The 16,800-nt window shown below is 53.0% G+C and carries 14 protein-coding genes; 9 read left to right on the top strand and 5 right to left on the bottom strand.

Annotated features, from left to right (window positions below; translation table 11 throughout):
• Positions 1-6 precede the first annotated feature (6 nt).
• The 3 genes from cyoA to HVX72_RS16000 all read right to left on the bottom strand — a co-directional run bounded on the left by cyoA (position 7) and on the right by HVX72_RS16000 (position 3,515).
• Positions 7-954 (bottom strand): cytochrome o ubiquinol oxidase subunit II, encoded by a 948-nt coding sequence (gene cyoA, locus HVX72_RS16010; protein ID WP_181821869.1) that lies wholly within the window; start codon positions 952-954, stop codon positions 7-9.
• 459 nt (positions 955-1,413) lie between these two features.
• A complete protein-coding gene (ampG, locus tag HVX72_RS16005; RefSeq protein ID WP_181821868.1) occupies positions 1,414-2,889 on the bottom strand; it encodes a muropeptide MFS transporter AmpG in 1,476 nt (491 codons plus the stop codon).
• A 47-nt stretch (positions 2,890-2,936) separates the two neighbouring features.
• On the bottom strand, positions 2,937-3,515 hold the full coding sequence (locus HVX72_RS16000; protein WP_181821867.1) for a lipoprotein: 579 nt from the start codon (positions 3,513-3,515) through the stop codon (positions 2,937-2,939).
• A 305-nt stretch (positions 3,516-3,820) separates the two neighbouring features.
• Here HVX72_RS16000 and bolA point away from each other — a divergent pair, with 305 nt between their 5' ends.
• From bolA to fadM, 9 genes are all read left to right on the top strand, one after another.
• Positions 3,821-4,138: a transcriptional regulator BolA gene (gene bolA, locus HVX72_RS15995; RefSeq protein ID WP_042285914.1), complete on the top strand. Its 318-nt coding sequence runs from the start codon at positions 3,821-3,823 to the stop codon at positions 4,136-4,138.
• Between the two features lie 340 nt (positions 4,139-4,478).
• Positions 4,479-5,777 carry a trigger factor gene (gene tig / locus HVX72_RS15990; protein WP_042285910.1) on the top strand — a complete coding sequence of 433 codons (1,299 nt, stop codon included), beginning with the start codon at positions 4,479-4,481 and terminating at the stop codon, positions 5,775-5,777.
• Positions 5,778-6,020: 243 nt separating this feature from the next.
• Positions 6,021-6,644 carry an ATP-dependent Clp endopeptidase proteolytic subunit ClpP gene (clpP, locus tag HVX72_RS15985; protein ID WP_003021624.1) on the top strand — a complete coding sequence of 208 codons (624 nt, stop codon included), beginning with the start codon at positions 6,021-6,023 and terminating at the stop codon, positions 6,642-6,644.
• 182 nt (positions 6,645-6,826) lie between these two features.
• The gene (gene clpX, locus HVX72_RS15980) at positions 6,827-8,101 is read left to right on the top strand and encodes an ATP-dependent protease ATP-binding subunit ClpX (RefSeq protein ID WP_042285907.1); all 1,275 of its coding nucleotides are present in this window, start codon (positions 6,827-6,829) and stop codon (positions 8,099-8,101) included.
• A gap of 183 nt (positions 8,102-8,284) precedes the next feature.
• Positions 8,285-10,639, top strand: a complete 2,355-nt coding sequence (gene lon, locus HVX72_RS15975) for an endopeptidase La (protein WP_042285905.1) — start codon at positions 8,285-8,287, stop codon at positions 10,637-10,639.
• A gap of 208 nt (positions 10,640-10,847) precedes the next feature.
• Entirely contained in the window at positions 10,848-11,120 is a 273-nt protein-coding gene (gene hupB / locus HVX72_RS15970) for a nucleoid-associated protein HU-beta (protein ID WP_003021629.1), read from the top strand.
• Positions 11,121-11,321: 201 nt separating this feature from the next.
• The gene (gene ppiD / locus HVX72_RS15965; RefSeq protein ID WP_181821866.1) at positions 11,322-13,196 is read left to right on the top strand and encodes a peptidylprolyl isomerase; all 1,875 of its coding nucleotides are present in this window, start codon (positions 11,322-11,324) and stop codon (positions 13,194-13,196) included.
• Positions 13,197-13,345: 149 nt separating this feature from the next.
• Positions 13,346-13,720 (top strand): helix-hairpin-helix domain-containing protein, encoded by a 375-nt coding sequence (locus HVX72_RS15960; protein ID WP_042285900.1) that lies wholly within the window; start codon positions 13,346-13,348, stop codon positions 13,718-13,720.
• Positions 13,721-13,824: 104 nt separating this feature from the next.
• Positions 13,825-14,223, top strand: a complete 399-nt coding sequence (gene fadM / locus HVX72_RS15955; RefSeq protein WP_042285898.1) for a long-chain acyl-CoA thioesterase FadM — start codon at positions 13,825-13,827, stop codon at positions 14,221-14,223.
• Positions 14,224-14,329: 106 nt separating this feature from the next.
• Here the strand turns inward: fadM and queC are convergent, their stop codons facing one another.
• Positions 14,330-15,025, bottom strand: a complete 696-nt coding sequence (gene queC, locus HVX72_RS15950) for a 7-cyano-7-deazaguanine synthase QueC (protein ID WP_181821865.1) — start codon at positions 15,023-15,025, stop codon at positions 14,330-14,332.
• A 64-nt stretch (positions 15,026-15,089) separates the two neighbouring features.
• On the bottom strand, positions 15,090-16,790 hold the full coding sequence (locus HVX72_RS15945; protein WP_060569055.1) for an SgrR family transcriptional regulator: 1,701 nt from the start codon (positions 16,788-16,790) through the stop codon (positions 15,090-15,092).
• Positions 16,791-16,800 lie beyond the last annotated feature (10 nt).

The raw sequence follows: 16,800 nt of genomic DNA, 5'->3' as shown, positions 1-16,800 counted from the left end.
GGCCCCTTAGTGAGCGGCTTCCGCGTGGCTCATGTCCATGCCTTCCATCCCTTCGTGCGAGCTGTGCTCACCTTCCGGTTGGGTCATGTCCATGCTCTTGCCGTGAGCCATAAATTTGTTAATGACGTCTTTAAACAAATCCGGTTTCACGTTGGAGAAATATTCCACCTGGTTGTATTCGCTTGGCGCAGCCACTTTCTCGAACGCAGCCATGTCGCTCATGGTGTTCGGAGATTGTTTCGCTTTAGCAACCCATTGGTCGAATGCGGCGCGGTCTGGTGTGGCGATAGCTTTAAACTTCATACCGGAGAAGCCTGGACCGCTATAGCTGGCGGAGATACCGTCATAGGTACCGGCTTCGTTGGCGATCAGGTGCAGACGAGTCTGCATACCGGCCATGGCATAAATCTGGCTACCCAGACGCGGAATAAAGAAGGAGTTCATCACGGAGTTGGAGGTCACTTTGAAGTAAACCGGAGTGTTCACCGGGAAGGCGATTTCATTCACGGTAGCAATGCCCTGTTCCGGGTAGATGAAGAACCATTTCCAGTCCATGGAAACCACTTCGATGGTAATAGGCTTCTCGTCATGCACCAGCGGTTTGCTTGGCTCAAGAGAGTGAGTGGTTTTCCAGGTAAGTACCGCAAGGAAAATGATGATCAGAATCGGCACCGTCCAGACCACAGCTTCCACTTTATTGGAGTGTGACCAGTTCGGGCTGTACTTCGCATCTTTATTGCTCGCACGATACTTCCAGGCGAAACCAATTGCCATCAAGATTGCAGGGATAACGACAATCAACATCAGGCCAAAGGCCGTCAGTATCAGTGAACGTTGCTCCAGTCCAATCTGTCCTTTGGGATCTAACAGCGCAGAATTACAGCCACTGAGTAATGCAGTGCCTGCAATTAATGACAACCATCCCAAACTTTTATTGTATTTCCTGAGTCTCATTTAACGACCTCAATTCCACGGGACCTGGTGGCGTTTAAAGTGTGTGGGCATTTTACGGGAAGGTTACATTACTGTAAACATCATTGGATCTGTGTTACCGGGTTCTGCCGCACGTGTCACATATGTTGCAAGATATGTCAGTATAGCATTAAGAACCTGTTGCAACATCGCGTTATAACGAAAGGGGACTAAGAGGAAGGGGCGGGAGGGCAATTGGTATAACCAATGCAAAAATAAAACAATTGGTTAACAATTAATTATCAAAAAAGAGACAAACAAAATACAAAAAATAAATGCGCTCTGGCTGAATCGAGTAAGGAAAATAAAATACATTAAAGGCGTCAATAATTTCCAGTTTCTATTGCGCACAAAACAACAAATATTATTTTTCTCAAGTGTTGATTATTTAACCGTTATAATCGCGCAGGGTGATTACAACGGCTAAATAATGTCTGCCACTTACACCAGACGGGTTTTGCGCAGCGCCAGATAATCCAGCACGCCGCCCACGACAACGCCAATGATTGCCACGATCACCGCCACTTCCAGTAGCCCAGCGAGGAAGGTGAAGTTGGACAAGTTCAGCGCATTCATCGTCAGCAGTAACAGCCAGACGCCCAACATCGCGCAGCCCGCCATCAGTATTTTCAGCGCCAGACGGTAAGCAGAACGGAATTCCGTACGCGGCAGGAAGCTTTCGCTCTCTCGCGTGTACTCCAGCGTTTGTTTGCATATCAGCAGCAGAAGCAGACCGGGTAGCGCAGCGACAACGGAGAAGAGATAAAAAGTCGACCAGCCGTGCGCTTCAACAAACCAACCTGCAACCGGGCCGACATACACGCGACCCACAGCAGAAAGCGCGGAAAGAAGCGCAAATTGGGTAGCGGAAAAGGACTTATTGCACAGCGTCATCAACAAGGCGACAAACGCGGATGTCCCCATCCCCCCGCACAGGTTTTCGAAGAATACTGCCGTTGCCATGCTGAACATGTGCTTATCAGTGACCGACAGCAGCCAGTATCCCGCGTTAGAAACCCCTTGCAGGATGCCGAAGATCAGCAACGCGCGGAACAGGGTCAGTCGCTGCATTAATATGCCGCCGTACAGCGCGCCGACGATGGTCGCCAGTAGCCCCAGCGTTTTGTTCACCACGCCCACTTCACCGGCGTCAAATCCGACGCCGCGAATCAAAAAGGTCGTCGTCAGGCTCATGGCAAACGCGTCGCCCAGTTTATAAAGGATGATGAGCAGCAAAATCAGCCAGGCGTTGTTACGGCCAAAAAAGTCGCGCAGTGGGGCGGCGACGGCCTGTTCAAGGGTTTTGGGCACCGGAATGGCGTCGGTTGGCTCCGGTGCCAGCAGCGTTGAGATAATGCAGGGAATAAGCAGCGCCGCCATCAGCCAGTACATACCCTGCCAGCCAAGCCAGCGGTCGGCCATCCACAGCGCAAGTCCGCCCGAAACTAACATCCCCAACCGATACCCCAACACGCTGATCGCCGCACCCGCGCCGCGTTCTTCCGCGGCTAAGACGTCTGTTTTCCACGCGTCGAAAACAATGTCCTGCGAGGCGGAACAGAAGGCGATGACGACCGCGAGGGCCGCCATCCAGCGCAACTGGCTGCCAGGCTCAAGGAAACCCATTGCCGCGATGGAGATCAAAAGCAGGATCTGGGTGGTCAGCAGCCAACCGCGACGGCGGCCCAAAAAAGGCGGCGTGTAGCGGTCCATGACCGGCGACCAGAGAAATTTAAAGACGTAAGCCTGACCGACAAGCGAGAAAAAACCGATGGTTTTAAGATCGATATTCTCGACAGTCATCCACGCCTGAAGCGTGCCGGACGTCAGCGCGAGCGGTAAGCCGGAGGCGAACCCTAGCATCAGCAAAATCGCTGATTTTGGTTGCTGAAAAATACGTAAGTAGTGACTGGACATGGGCTCAGAAAACTGACCCGGCGTGAGGCCGGGTCAGGATGCAGATATTAACGTGCGTTTTGCTTGATGAAGTCGTGGACGCTGGTGTCCTGAGACATATCCGCGATGGTGTCGGTCAGCACGCTGTTAACCGCGTTAGCGATATTTTTGTTGGTCGCCGTGAAGGCGCCTTCAACGGAGTAGCTGGCACGATAGTTTTTCGTCATCTTGTTGCCGTTTGCCGCGGTGGCGATGATGGCGATATCGGCTTTGGTGGAGATGTTATAGCGGACGTTGCCCTGGGAGACGTCGGCATACAGCTGATTAACAATGATTTGCAGGTTAACCGCACCGTTCGGACCCACCATATATCCGCGCGCGGTCATCTGTTTTTCCAGCACTTCTTGTAACAGGAAGCGCAGATCGCGGGAGGCGGTCAGGGTGACGAGCTGGTTGTCGCGGGTGACTTTCGCCAGCGCCTGATCCGTACGCTGGTCGGCGCCGTTAATACTGACGGTCACGCCCATCAGGCTTGGATCCTGCTGCGGCAGGGTCATTTTCGGGGACACGTCGATGGTGGTCGGCGGCGTCGCGCAGCCTGCCAGCATAAAGACAGCGACTAACGGAAAGAGGATTTTTTTTAACATGTTCGGACTCTCAGTAAATCTTCAGCAGAGAAAGTGAAAAATTCCCGCCATCATAACACCGCTAACGGCGAGGGGAAGTGGGTAACGCATGTAAATTCATCGCGTTGTCCGTTTTATGACTGCATGGAGAACAAACTTCGGCTTTTTGCAATCTTCGGAATGTATAAATCAGTAAACTTCACGAGTTTGACGCTGAAAATCAGACGAAGGCTAAATATTTGTTGTAATGGTGTAATGGAACCGGTAAAAGCGGCTAATATTTAAAGGGATGGGTGACATCTCAGCGTGGTTTGAGGAGATCTTTCATGATGATACGTGAGCAAATAGAAGAAAAATTAAGGGCAGCGTTCCAACCCGTGTTCCTCGAAGTTGTGGATGAGAGTTATCGTCACAATGTCCCGGCAGGTTCCGAAAGCCACTTTAAAGTGGTTCTGGTTAGCGATCGCTTCGCAGGCGAACGGTTTTTAAATCGTCATCGGATGATCTACGGCACATTAACGGCTGAACTGTCCACGACGGTCCACGCGCTGGCGCTGCACACCTACACCATTAAGGAATGGGAAGGCTTGCAGGATACGATTTTTGCGTCACCGCCATGCCGTGGAGCAGGAAGCATCGCCTGAAAACCTATTTGCAACCGCTGGCGCTTTTCCAGTATGTTGCTAACGATTGTGTGAAAACGGCCTGCGGGCCGTTTTATTTTGTCTGAATTTTGTTCTGGTTTGACGGTTTTCAGACCAAAATTAGCCGGGAATTGTGAAAAAAGCCGCAGCAACGCGCAATCACCGTTCTCGACTCATAAAAGTGATGCCGCTATAATGCCGCGTCTATTTGAATGTCTTCGGGATGATTCTGACGACAGGGAATGTGATTGATTATGAGAACATCCCGGTTCCGCGAAGCCAATAATCTGTGCTTGCGGAGTAGAGTTGACCGAGCACTGTGATTTTTTGAGGTAACAAGATGCAAGTTTCAGTTGAAACCACTCAAGGCCTTGGCCGCCGTGTAACGATTACTATCGCTGCTGACAGCATCGAGACCGCTGTGAAAAGCGAGCTGGTCAACGTAGCGAAGAAAGTACGTATTGACGGCTTCCGTAAAGGCAAAGTACCTATGAATGTTGTTGCTCAGCGTTATGGCGCGTCTGTTCGCCAGGATGTTCTGGGCGACCTGATGAGCCGCAACTTCGTTGATGCGATCATCAAAGAAAAAATCAATCCGGCTGGCGCGCCGAACTACGTTCCGGGCGAATACAAGCTGGGTGAAGACTTCACCTATTCTGTAGAATTTGAAGTCTATCCGGAAGTTGAACTGACAGGTCTGGACGCTATCGAAGTTGAAAAACCGGTGGTTGAAGTGACCGACGCTGACGTTGATGTCATGCTGGACACCCTGCGCAAGCAGCAGGCGACCTGGAAAGACAAAGACGGCGCTGCTGATGCAGAAGATCGCGTGACCATCGACTTCACCGGTTCTGTAGACGGCGAAGAATTCGAAGGCGGAAAAGCGTCTGACTTCGTCCTGGCAATGGGCCAGGGACGTATGATCCCGGGCTTTGAAGACGGTATCAAAGGTCACAAAGCCGGTGAAGAATTCACCATCGACGTCACCTTCCCGGAAGAATACCACGCTGAAAACCTGAAAGGTAAAGCCGCGAAGTTCGCGATCAACCTGAAGAAAGTGGAAGAGCGCGAGCTGCCGGAACTGACTGAAGAATTCATCAAGCGTTTCGGCGTTGAAGATGGTTCCGTTGCTGGTCTGCGTACCGAAGTGCGCAAGAACATGGAGCGCGAACTGAAAGGCGCTGTGCGTAACCGTGTTAAATCTCAGGCCATCGAAGGTCTGGTGAAAGCGAACGACATTGACGTTCCTTCCGCTCTGATCGACAGCGAAATCGACGTACTGCGTCGCCAGGCTGCTCAGCGTTTCGGCGGCAACGAGAAACAAGCGCTGGAACTGCCGCGCGAACTGTTCGAAGAACAGGCTAAACGCCGCGTCGTTGTTGGCCTGCTGCTGGGCGAAGTGATTCGCACTAACGAGCTGAAAGCTGACGAAGAGCGCGTAAAAGGTCTGATCGAAGAGATGGCTTCTGCGTACGAAGATCCGAAAGAAGTGATCGAGTTCTACAGCAAAAACAAAGAGCTGATGGACAACATGCGTAACGTTGCGCTGGAAGAGCAGGCTGTTGAAGCCGTTCTGGCGAAAGCGAAAGTGACTGAAAAAGCCACAACGTTCAACGAGCTGATGAACCAGCAGGCGTAATTTCGCGCTATCGCGTGACATTCGCACAGGACCCGTCACCCTCTGGTGGCGGGTCTTTTTTTTGCCGGACCTTTTGCAGCGAGAGGGCGAAAAAGCGTTTTTCGGTGTTAGCGTTAAAGCAAAAGATTGTTATGCTTGAATTATAGCGATGCCGTACCCATAACAGAGGGACTAGCTGATAATCCGTCCATAAGGTTACAATCGGTACAGCAGGTTTTTTCAAATTTTATCCAGGAGACGGAAATGTCATACAGCGGCGAACGAGATAACTTTGCACCCCATATGGCGCTGGTGCCGATGGTCATTGAACAGACCTCACGCGGTGAGCGATCATTTGATATCTATTCTCGTCTACTTAAGGAACGCGTCATTTTTCTGACCGGCCAGGTCGAAGACCATATGGCTAACCTGATTGTGGCGCAGATGCTGTTCCTGGAAGCGGAAAACCCGGAAAAAGATATCTACCTGTATATTAACTCCCCAGGCGGCGTGATTACCGCAGGGATGTCTATTTACGACACTATGCAGTTTATCAAGCCGGACGTTAGCACCATTTGTATGGGGCAGGCGGCATCTATGGGCGCGTTCCTGCTGACCGCAGGGGCGAAAGGTAAACGCTTCTGTCTGCCGAATTCTCGCGTCATGATCCACCAGCCGCTGGGCGGCTATCAGGGCCAGGCGACGGACATCGAAATTCATGCTCGTGAAATTTTAAAAGTGAAAGGGCGCATGAATGAACTTATGGCGCACCATACGGGTCAATCTCTTGAGCAGATTGAACGCGATACAGAGCGTGACCGCTTCCTCTCTGCTTCCGAAGCGGTAGAGTACGGCTTAGTCGACTCGATTTTGACCCATCGTAATTGATGCCCCGGGCGCAAGCGTGCCGCGACACTCATCATTCTACGGGCGTTTGCCTCATGTAGCGTGAATGATTTTGTGTATATACTAATGAAAGGCGGCACAACGCGACTAAGCGACTTGCGCCTGAGAATGGCATTTTGCGTCGTCGTGTGCGGCACAAAGAACAAAGAAAGAGGTTTTAACTCATGACAGATAAACGCAAAGATGGCTCGGGCAAACTGTTGTACTGCTCTTTTTGCGGCAAAAGCCAGCATGAAGTGCGTAAGCTTATAGCCGGTCCATCGGTGTATATCTGCGACGAATGCGTCGATTTATGTAACGACATCATTCGCGAAGAAATTAAAGAAGTGGCGCCGCACCGCGAACGCAGCGCATTGCCGACGCCGCATGAAATTCGCAACCATCTTGACGATTATGTTATCGGCCAGGAACAGGCGAAAAAAGTGCTGGCGGTTGCGGTCTACAACCACTACAAACGTCTGCGCAACGGCGACACCAGTAACGGCGTCGAGTTGGGTAAAAGTAACATTCTGCTGATCGGTCCCACCGGTTCCGGTAAAACGCTGCTGGCCGAAACGCTGGCGCGCCTGCTGGATGTTCCGTTCACCATGGCGGATGCCACCACCCTGACCGAAGCCGGTTATGTGGGTGAAGACGTTGAGAACATTATTCAGAAGCTGCTGCAGAAGTGTGATTACGACGTGCAGAAAGCTCAACGGGGTATCGTCTATATCGATGAAATCGACAAGATTTCTCGTAAATCTGACAACCCGTCCATCACCCGTGACGTTTCCGGCGAAGGCGTGCAGCAGGCGCTGCTGAAGCTGATCGAAGGGACCGTCGCCGCGGTTCCGCCGCAGGGCGGACGCAAACATCCTCAGCAGGAGTTTCTGCAGGTTGATACCTCGAAAATCCTGTTTATCTGCGGCGGCGCGTTCGCGGGTCTGGATAAAGTGATCGCGAACCGTGTTGAAACCGGCTCTGGTATTGGTTTTGGCGCGACGGTGAAAGGCAAATCCGACAAAGCCAGCGAAGGTGAGCTGCTTTCTCAGGTCGAACCGGAAGATTTGATTAAGTTCGGGTTGATCCCGGAGTTCATCGGTCGTCTGCCGGTCGTGGCAACGCTGAGCGAACTGAGCGAAGAAGCGCTGATTCAGATCCTCAAAGAGCCGAAAAATGCCCTGACCAAACAGTATCAGGCGCTGTTTAACCTGGAAGGCGTGGATCTGGAATTCCGTGACGAAGCGCTGGATGCTATCGCCAGGAAAGCGATGGCGCGTAAAACAGGCGCCCGTGGTCTGCGTTCCATCGTTGAAGCCGCGCTGCTCGACACCATGTACGATCTGCCTTCTATGGAAGACGTCGAGAAAGTGGTGATTGACGAGTCGGTCATCGGCGGTCAAAGCAAGCCGTTACTGATCTACGGCAAGCCGGAAGCGCAGCAGGCATCTGGCGAATAATTAGCCAAAATATACAACTGGTTAATCAAAAAGGGGGGATTTTATCTCCCCTTTTATTTTTCCTGAATCCTGCCGTTGAATGTCTGGGAAACATCCCCATATACTGACATACATGTTAAAGGTGAGATGAAGCACAGCGTGTCACCTGATTACCTGGCGGACACTAAACTAAGAGAGAGCTCTATGAATCCTGAGCGTTCTGAACGCATTGAAATCCCCGTATTGCCGTTGCGCGATGTGGTGGTTTATCCGCACATGGTCATACCCTTGTTTGTAGGGCGGGAAAAATCTATCCGTTGTCTGGAAGCGGCTATGGACCATGATAAAAAAATCATGCTGGTCGCCCAGAAAGAAGCATCAACGGATGAGCCGGGTGTAAACGATCTTTTCACCGTCGGGACCGTGGCCTCTATTCTGCAAATGCTGAAACTGCCTGACGGCACGGTAAAAGTGCTGGTCGAGGGGTTACAGCGTGCACGTATTTCTGCGCTGTCTGATAACGGCGAACACTTCTCTGCGAAAGCGGAATACCTTGATTCCCCCGCCATCGACGAGCGTGAACAGGAAGTGCTGGTGCGCACGGCAATCAGCCAGTTCGAAGGCTATATCAAGCTGAACAAGAAAATCCCACCGGAAGTGCTGACGTCGCTCAATAGCATCGACGACCCGGCGCGTCTGGCGGATACCATCGCGGCGCATATGCCGTTGAAGCTGGCGGACAAACAGTCCGTGCTGGAAATGTCCGACGTGAACGAGCGTCTGGAATATCTGATGGCGATGATGGAGTCCGAAATCGATCTGCTGCAGGTTGAGAAGCGTATCCGCAACCGCGTTAAGAAGCAGATGGAGAAATCTCAGCGTGAGTACTATCTGAATGAGCAAATGAAAGCCATTCAGAAAGAACTTGGCGAAATGGATGATGCCCCGGACGAAAACGAAGCGTTGAAGCGCAAGATCGACGCGGCGAAAATGCCGAAAGAGGCGAAAGAGAAAGCGGAAGCGGAGCTGCAGAAGCTGAAAATGATGTCTCCGATGTCGGCAGAAGCGACCGTTGTGCGCGGCTATATCGACTGGATGGTGCAGGTTCCGTGGAATGCGCGGAGCAAAGTCAAAAAAGACCTGCGTCAGGCGCAGGAAATTCTTGATACCGATCATTACGGCCTTGAGCGCGTGAAAGACCGTATCCTTGAGTATCTCGCGGTGCAGAGCCGTGTGAACAAAATTAAAGGACCGATCCTGTGTCTGGTTGGGCCGCCGGGGGTAGGTAAAACCTCTCTGGGCCAGTCCATCGCGAAAGCGACCGGGCGTAAATACATCCGTATGGCGCTCGGCGGCGTGCGCGATGAAGCGGAAATTCGCGGTCACCGCCGGACTTACATCGGTTCTATGCCGGGTAAACTGATCCAGAAAATGGCCAAAGTGGGCGTTAAAAACCCGCTGTTCCTGCTTGACGAGATCGACAAGATGTCTTCGGACATGCGTGGCGATCCGGCGTCCGCCCTGCTTGAAGTGCTGGATCCCGAGCAGAACGTGGCGTTCAGTGATCACTACCTGGAAGTGGACTACGACCTCAGCGACGTCATGTTTGTCGCGACGTCTAACTCGATGAACATTCCGGCGCCGCTGCTGGATCGTATGGAAGTGATCCGTCTGTCTGGCTACACCGAAGACGAGAAACTGAATATTGCGAAGCAGCATTTGCTGCCGAAGCAGATCGAGCGTAACGCGCTGAAAAAAGGTGAGCTGACGGTCGACGATAGCGCCATTATCGGCATTATTCGTTACTACACCCGTGAAGCGGGCGTACGTAGCCTGGAGCGTGAAATCTCTAAACTGTGCCGCAAAGCCGTGAAGCAACTGCTGCTGGATAAGTCCCTGAAGCATATCGTGATCAATGGCGATAACCTACACGATTACCTGGGCGTTCAGCGCTTTGACTATGGTCGTGCGGACAACGAAAACCGTGTGGGCCAGGTCACGGGTCTGGCGTGGACGGAAGTGGGCGGCGATCTGCTGACCATCGAAACCGCCTGCGTGCCGGGCAAAGGCAAGCTCACTTATACCGGTTCGCTGGGCGAGGTGATGCAGGAGTCCATTCAGGCAGCGTTGACGGTGGTACGCGCGCGCGCGGAAAAACTGGGTATTAATCCGGACTTTTACGAAAAACGCGATATCCACGTTCACGTACCGGAAGGCGCGACGCCGAAAGACGGCCCGAGCGCCGGTATCGCAATGTGTACTGCGCTGGTCTCCTGTCTGACCGGTAACCCGGTACGCGCCGATGTCGCGATGACCGGTGAGATCACCCTGCGCGGCCAGGTGTTGCCTATCGGCGGGTTGAAAGAAAAACTGCTGGCGGCACACCGTGGCGGCATTAAAACGGTCTTAATTCCTGACGAGAACAAACGTGACCTGGAAGAGATTCCGGATAACGTGATTGCGGATCTGGACATTCATCCGGTGAAACGTATCGAAGAAGTTTTGACCCTCGCGCTGCAAAATGAGCCGTCTGGCATGCAGGTTGTAACCGCAAAATAGTGACCTCGCGCAAAGAGCACTAATAAAAACAGGGCTGGCAGGCCATTTCGGGCTTGCCAGCCTTTTTTTGTATAGCTAATTTAGATGACGGATTAGGCTTGCCATCATTAACGGGTGTTGTAAGGGCATGGCAGGCCTGATATAACTGCTGCGCGGTCGCACTTTGAAGGACTCAGGTGCGATATAAATTATAATGAGGAAGAGAAGAGTGAATAAATCTCAACTGATCGACAAAATTGCTGCAGGGGCTGATATCTCTAAGGCTGCGGCTGGACGTGCGTTAGATGCAATTATTGCATCTGTTACCGAATCTCTGAAAGAAGGGGATGACGTTGCGCTGGTAGGTTTTGGTACTTTTGCCGTTAAAGAGCGTGCTGCCCGTACTGGTCGCAACCCGCAAACCGGTAAAGAGATCACCATTGCTGCGGCGAAAGTTCCTGGCTTCCGTGCAGGTAAAGCACTGAAAGACGCTGTAAACTAAGCGTATTCCCTTCAGGGGAACAGGATCCAGTACAAGGGCGCATCATCTGATGTGCCTTTTTTATTATTGAACCGATTTTCTATACGTTGTGGGCTGACAATCGCCCCTGTTTCTTGTCACAATAGGCCTTTATGCGCAGCGTTCAGGAAACACTATGCTGCGTGCAGTGTATAGTCACCTACAGCGGAGTGTGGTTACACCATGATGGACAGCTTACGCACGGCTGCTAACAGTCTCGTGCTCAAGATTATTTTCGGAATCATTATCGTGTCGTTCATTCTGACCGGCGTGAGTGGTTACCTGATTGGCGGAGGCAACAACTACGCCGCTAAAGTGAATGGCCAGGAAATCAGCCGTGGGCAGTTTGAGAATGCGTTCAACAGCGAACGTAATCGCATGCAGCAGCAGCTTGGCGATCGGTATTCAGAACTGGCCGCCAATGAAGGCTATATGAAAACCCTGCGCCAGCAGACGCTGAATCGCCTGATCGACGAAGCGCTGCTCGACCAGTACGCGCGCGAACTCAAACTTGGCATCAGCGACGAACAGGTTAAACAAGCGATTTTCACTACGCCCGCTTTCCAGGTTGACGGTAAATTTGATAACAATCGCTACAACGCGATTATTAATCAGATGGGCATGACCGCGGACCAGTATGCCCAGGCGCTGCGTAATCAACTGACTACCCAGCAGCTGATCAGCGGCGTTGCGGGTACCGACTTTATGCTCAAAGGCGAAACAGACGAACTGGCGGCGCTGGTGGCTCAGCAGCGCGTGGTGCGTGAAGCCACTATCGACGTCAATACGCTGGCGGCGAAGCAGCAGGTGACCGAACAGGATGTCAGCAGCTATTACGAGCAGCACAAAAACAGCTTCATGACCCCGGAACAGTTCCGCGTCAGCTATATCAAGCTCGACGCTGCGGCGATGCAAAAACCGGTGAGCGATGCAGACATCCAGTCTTATTACGATCAGCATCAGGATGAATTCACTCAGCCGCAGCGCACCCGTTACAGCATCATCCAGACCAAAACGGAAGATGAAGCCAAAGCGGTGCTGGACGCGCTGAATAAAGGCGGTGATTTTGCAGCGCTGGCGAAAGAAAAATCGGCTGATATCATCTCTGCCCGTAACGGCGGCGACATGGGTTGGCTGGAAGAATCAACCACCCCTGACGAACTGAAAAATGCCGGTCTGAAAGAAAAAGGCCAGCTTTCCGGCGTAATCAAATCTTCCGTCGGTTTCCTGGTGGCGCGTCTTGACGACGTCCAGCCAGCGAAGGTCAAACCGTTGAGCGAAGCACGTGATGACATTGCCGCGAAAGTGAAACAGGAAAAAGCGATCGACGCCTTTTTCGCCTTGCAGCAGAAAGTTAGCGACGCGGCGAACAATGACACCGAATCGCTGGCGGGCGCTGAGCAAGTCGCCGGTGTGAAAGCGGTGGAAACGGGCTGGTTTAGCCGCGACAGTCTGCCTGAAGAACTCAATTTTAAACCGGTGTCAGACGCGATCTTTGACGGCTCACTGGTAGGTGAAAACGGCACGCCGGGCAGAAACTCGGATATCATCACCGTTGACGGCGATCGTGCGTTTGTACTGCGCATTAGCGAGCATAAAGCGGAAGCGGTGAAGCCTCTGGCTGAGGTAAAAGATCAGGTCACTGAAATAGTGAAACATGAAAAAGCCACGCAGCAGGCCAAACTGAGCGCGGAAAAACTGCTGGTTGATCTGAAAGCAGGAAAAGGCGCAGAAGCGATGAAAGCGGCGGGCCTGCGCTTTGGTGAATCGAAAACCCTGAGCCGTACGGGACAGGATCCGATTAGCCAGGCGGCGTTTGGCCTGAGCCTGCCAGCCAAAGATAAACCAAGCTATGGCATTGCTGACGACATGCAGGGTAACGTCGTGATCCTGGCGCTGGACGAAGTGAAAGCAGGCTCCATGCCGGAAGATCAGAAAAAGGCGATGGTTCAGGGTATCACCCAGAACAATGCGCAGATTGTGTTTGAAGCGCTGATGAGCAATCTGCGTAAAGAAGCGAAGATCAAAATCGGTGATGCGATGGAGCAACAGCCTTAATCATCGAGACGTCTCGCAAAAAATAGCTCAACAGTTGTAACACCAAAAGGCCGCTTTCGCGGCCTTTTCCATTTCTGAACTTTACCGTTTGTTCGCTTTCTGCCGTCCCGCTATTGTGCTTTCACTGTTAACAAACAAGGAGAAACAGTATGAAACACGGATTCAAAGCGCTACTCATTACCCTTTCTTTAGCCTGCGCGGGCATGACGCACAGCGCGCTGGCCGCCGCGCCAGCAACAAAGGGCGCGGTGGCGGAAAACAAAGCGGAAGCCCATACCGCTGCGCAAAACAAAGCGGCGGCGCCAGTGAAAGCCAGCGACGAAGACGGTACCCGGGTCAGCATTAACACCGCAACGGCAGAGGAGCTGGCGCGCGCGATGAACGGCGTCGGGCTAAAGAAAGCACAGGCGATCGTCAGCTATCGCGAAGAGTACGGTCCTTTTAAAACGGTAGACGATCTCAAGCAGGTGCCGGGCATGGGTAGCGCATTAGTTGAACGTAATCTGTCAGCGTTGACGCTTTAAGCACTTGCGTAGTGGCTAAAATTTGCCAGGATTACGGAGGTCATACCAGTTATGACCTCTTTACTTCTGTCATACCTATAACGATAAATTAAGGTTTCAGCGCTATGCAAACACAAATCAAAGTCCGTGGTTATCATCTCGATGTTTACCAACATGTGAATAACGCCCGCTATCTGGAATTCCTTGAAGAAGCCCGCTGGGACGGGCTGGAAAACAGCGACAGCTTTCAGTGGATGACGGCGCACAACATCGCCTTCGTAGTGGTAAATATCAATATCAATTATCGCCGTCCGGCGGTGCTGAGCGATCTGTTGACCGTCACCAGTCAGGTACAACAGTTAAACGGTAAAAGCGGTATTCTGAGCCAGGTCATCACGCTTGAACCAGAAGGGCAGGTGGTGGCCGATGCGCTGATCACCTTCGTTTGCATCGATCTGAAAACACAGAAAGCGTTACCGCTGGAAGGGGAATTGCGGGATAAGCTGGAGCAAATGGTCCAGTAGAAAACCGCGAAGCGTGCCTGATGGCGCTTCGCGTATCCGGCCTGCGCATCAGACGGCGTAGGCCGGACACGACACGTCGTTTCGCCATCCGGCCATGCTACAGGCGTTATTGTAAACCGGTTTTGTGTTTCATCGCCGCCATTACCGCAGGCTTATTAGCCAGATAATGGTGCAGACCGTTGGCGCGAAGATAACAGGCCGCGCACTGGCCGCAACCGTCGCCTTTAATGCCGTTATAACAGGTCAGTGTTTCATGACGCACAAGATCCAGCTTGCCCCAGTAGTCTGCCAGCGCCCAGGTTTCAGCTTTATCAATCCACATTAACGGCGTTTCAAATCGAATGTCCTTTGCCATGCCAAGATTAACCGCGTGATTGAGTGCTTTCACAAATTCGTCGCGGCAGTCCGGGTAGCCGGAAAAATCGGTTTCACACACGCCAGTGATCACCGCTTCTGCTTTCACCTGATAGGCGTAAATGGCCGTTAGCGTCAAAAACAGAATATTGCGTCCGGGAACAAAAGTATTGGGGATCCCGTTTGCTTCCGGTTCGTAATCCGGTACCGGGATATTGTCGCGCGTCAGGCTGCTGACGGCGAGTTCGCTGAGCAACGTCACATCCAGCACTTTGTGCGCACGGGCGCCCAGTTTCAGGGCCAGTTCACGGGCCACATCGATCTCAGCGCGATGGCGCTGACCATAGTCAAAGGTCACGCAATGCACTTCATCATACTGATGCAGCGCCTGCGCCAGACAGGTGGTGGAGTCTTGTCCTCCACTGAACACAACGACGGCACGTTTCATGGTATTTCCCGTAAATCTACAAAACCATTATGTTAACGCCTGAAATGCGCGCCGACCAGCGACTTCACGGCCCCGGCGGCGGCAGCCAGGCTTCCGTAAAGGCAAACCAGCCGCGCGGATTCAGGCGTACGCCGTTCACGCCTGGGGGAGCGCTGATGCGGTAATGATAGTTAAACAGCGGCGTCAGCGTCGCCTCATTCATCAGAGTGGTGAAAACCTGCCGGAGCGCGGCATGCCGATGCGCTTCTTCGGGGCGAATTTGCAGCGCATCCAGTGTCGCCTGTAGGTGCGAAAACCCAGGCGCGTCGAGCACATGTGGCCAGAGCGCGTCGCAGCGCAGCCATTGTTCGAGGGTATATTCTGGCGCTTCGCCAATCAGCCTGTCCCCCATCATCAGGTCCGCTTCGGCAAGCAGATGACAGCCCTCCCAGGTTTTCGCATTGTGGAAAATTAACGTCAGTTCGCAGCCCAGATCCGCCAGAGTAAGGCGCAAGCGTTCGGCCATGGTGTGCAGTTCCACTGGCAGATGGTAGACCAGAGTCAAGGTTTTTGGCAGCGCAACCTCTTCAAGCCCTTGCCAGCGTGGAATAGACCAGCCTGGCAGCAGCGCGCGGCTGGGCGTGATTAAATTCTCGCCGACATCGAGCGTCTCAAGCAGCGAAGAACGATGGATGAGTTCGACCAGCCAACGCGCCTGGTGCAGGGATAATCTTGCGCTCTTTTTCAACGTTAAGTAGCAAAAGCCCAGGCTGATTCCGGTACTGACCGGGCTTACCGTGGCGAGTTCCTCTGGTTTTCCAATGGTGATCTGCACCGGGTGGCGGCAACTGGTGCCCAGATCCTGCGCGAACAATTGTGGTGTGATCCAGTATTCAATGGCTTTAAGCAGGGGATGCGTAAGATGGTAATGGTCGTGGCTTTCCAGACGCACCAGTTCCGGAGTAAAAAGCGTCAGGCGAAACGGCCCCGTACCGACGAGTGGCTGTTCCGGATGCGCCAGATGGCTACAGTAGCTTGCCAGACGGTGCGCCAGCCAGAAGTCCGGGCGGTGAAGGGTAAACGTCAGGCATTGCGGATGGGTCACATCTATCGACTTGACGCTGATAAACAGCCTGTGCAGCGCCGGAAGCGCCAGCAGCATCAACAACCGCTGGTGTAACTGCGTGGTTGCCACCGGGTCGCCGTTGTGCCAGTACAGCGTGGATCGGATATAAAAATCCCAGCGTAAGCCGTCGCGGGAAATCTCCCAGTGGTGCGCTAGATCGCCGCAGGGTTGCTGCGTCTCGCTGTCGAAGCGGGTCAGACCCGAGAAAATCTGGCTTGCCAGATGCTGTTCGGCGCGGCCAGGCAGGAAACCAGGGTGCAACGGATCCAGCGGGCGATAATAGGGAATTCGCAACGTTGGCGTCGCATTCTGCCACTGACCCCCCATAAAAGGCTGGAGCATGGCGCGCAAATCGCCGGGCGCCAGTTGCGCCAGCTCCAGTACGCTAAGCTGTTGCCCTTTTTCCAGCGCCTGCTCCATCATCGTGGTGCGCAGCGATTCCGGCGTCACCAAAAAACGCAGCAATCCGCGCTTACCCCGCCCGGACTGCGACGTCCAGACAAGCCACCCCGCCGCCTGCGCCTGACGTAGCAGGGTGCGGATGTGACGCTCGCTGCAAAAGCAGCGCTCCGCCAGTTCGCCCACGGTCACGCTTTGCGGTTCGCCGCCAGAAGGTTGCCACAGCCGCTGGTATTGATTAAGACGATTAAGAAGTCGCATAAAAACCCGG

It is taken from the genome of Citrobacter sp. RHB21-C05 (genome assembly GCF_013889015.1).
In the GTDB taxonomy this organism is placed as follows: Bacteria; Pseudomonadota; Gammaproteobacteria; order Enterobacterales; family Enterobacteriaceae; genus Citrobacter_A; species Citrobacter_A sedlakii.
This window is presented reverse-complemented; position numbering and strand designations above follow the sequence as displayed.

Excerpts from the sequence above, each read along its gene's own strand:
- cyoA (WP_181821869.1), bottom strand. The coding sequence starts at position 954 with ATGAGACTCAGGAAATACAATAAAAGTTTGGGATGGTTGTCATTAATT.
- ampG (WP_181821868.1), bottom strand. The coding sequence starts at position 2,889 with ATGTCCAGTCACTACTTACGTATTTTTCAGCAACCAAAATCAGCGATT.
- HVX72_RS16000 (WP_181821867.1), bottom strand. The coding sequence starts at position 3,515 with ATGTTAAAAAAAATCCTCTTTCCGTTAGTCGCTGTCTTTATGCTGGCA.
- bolA (WP_042285914.1), top strand. The coding sequence starts at position 3,821 with ATGATGATACGTGAGCAAATAGAAGAAAAATTAAGGGCAGCGTTCCAA.
- tig (WP_042285910.1), top strand. The coding sequence starts at position 4,479 with ATGCAAGTTTCAGTTGAAACCACTCAAGGCCTTGGCCGCCGTGTAACG.
- clpP (WP_003021624.1), top strand. The coding sequence starts at position 6,021 with ATGTCATACAGCGGCGAACGAGATAACTTTGCACCCCATATGGCGCTG.
- clpX (WP_042285907.1), top strand. The coding sequence starts at position 6,827 with ATGACAGATAAACGCAAAGATGGCTCGGGCAAACTGTTGTACTGCTCT.
- lon (WP_042285905.1), top strand. The coding sequence starts at position 8,285 with ATGAATCCTGAGCGTTCTGAACGCATTGAAATCCCCGTATTGCCGTTG.
- ppiD (WP_181821866.1), top strand. The coding sequence starts at position 11,322 with ATGATGGACAGCTTACGCACGGCTGCTAACAGTCTCGTGCTCAAGATT.
- HVX72_RS15960 (WP_042285900.1), top strand. The coding sequence starts at position 13,346 with ATGAAACACGGATTCAAAGCGCTACTCATTACCCTTTCTTTAGCCTGC.
- fadM (WP_042285898.1), top strand. The coding sequence starts at position 13,825 with ATGCAAACACAAATCAAAGTCCGTGGTTATCATCTCGATGTTTACCAA.
- queC (WP_181821865.1), bottom strand. The coding sequence starts at position 15,025 with ATGAAACGTGCCGTCGTTGTGTTCAGTGGAGGACAAGACTCCACCACC.
- HVX72_RS15945 (WP_060569055.1), bottom strand. The coding sequence starts at position 16,790 with ATGCGACTTCTTAATCGTCTTAATCAATACCAGCGGCTGTGGCAACCT.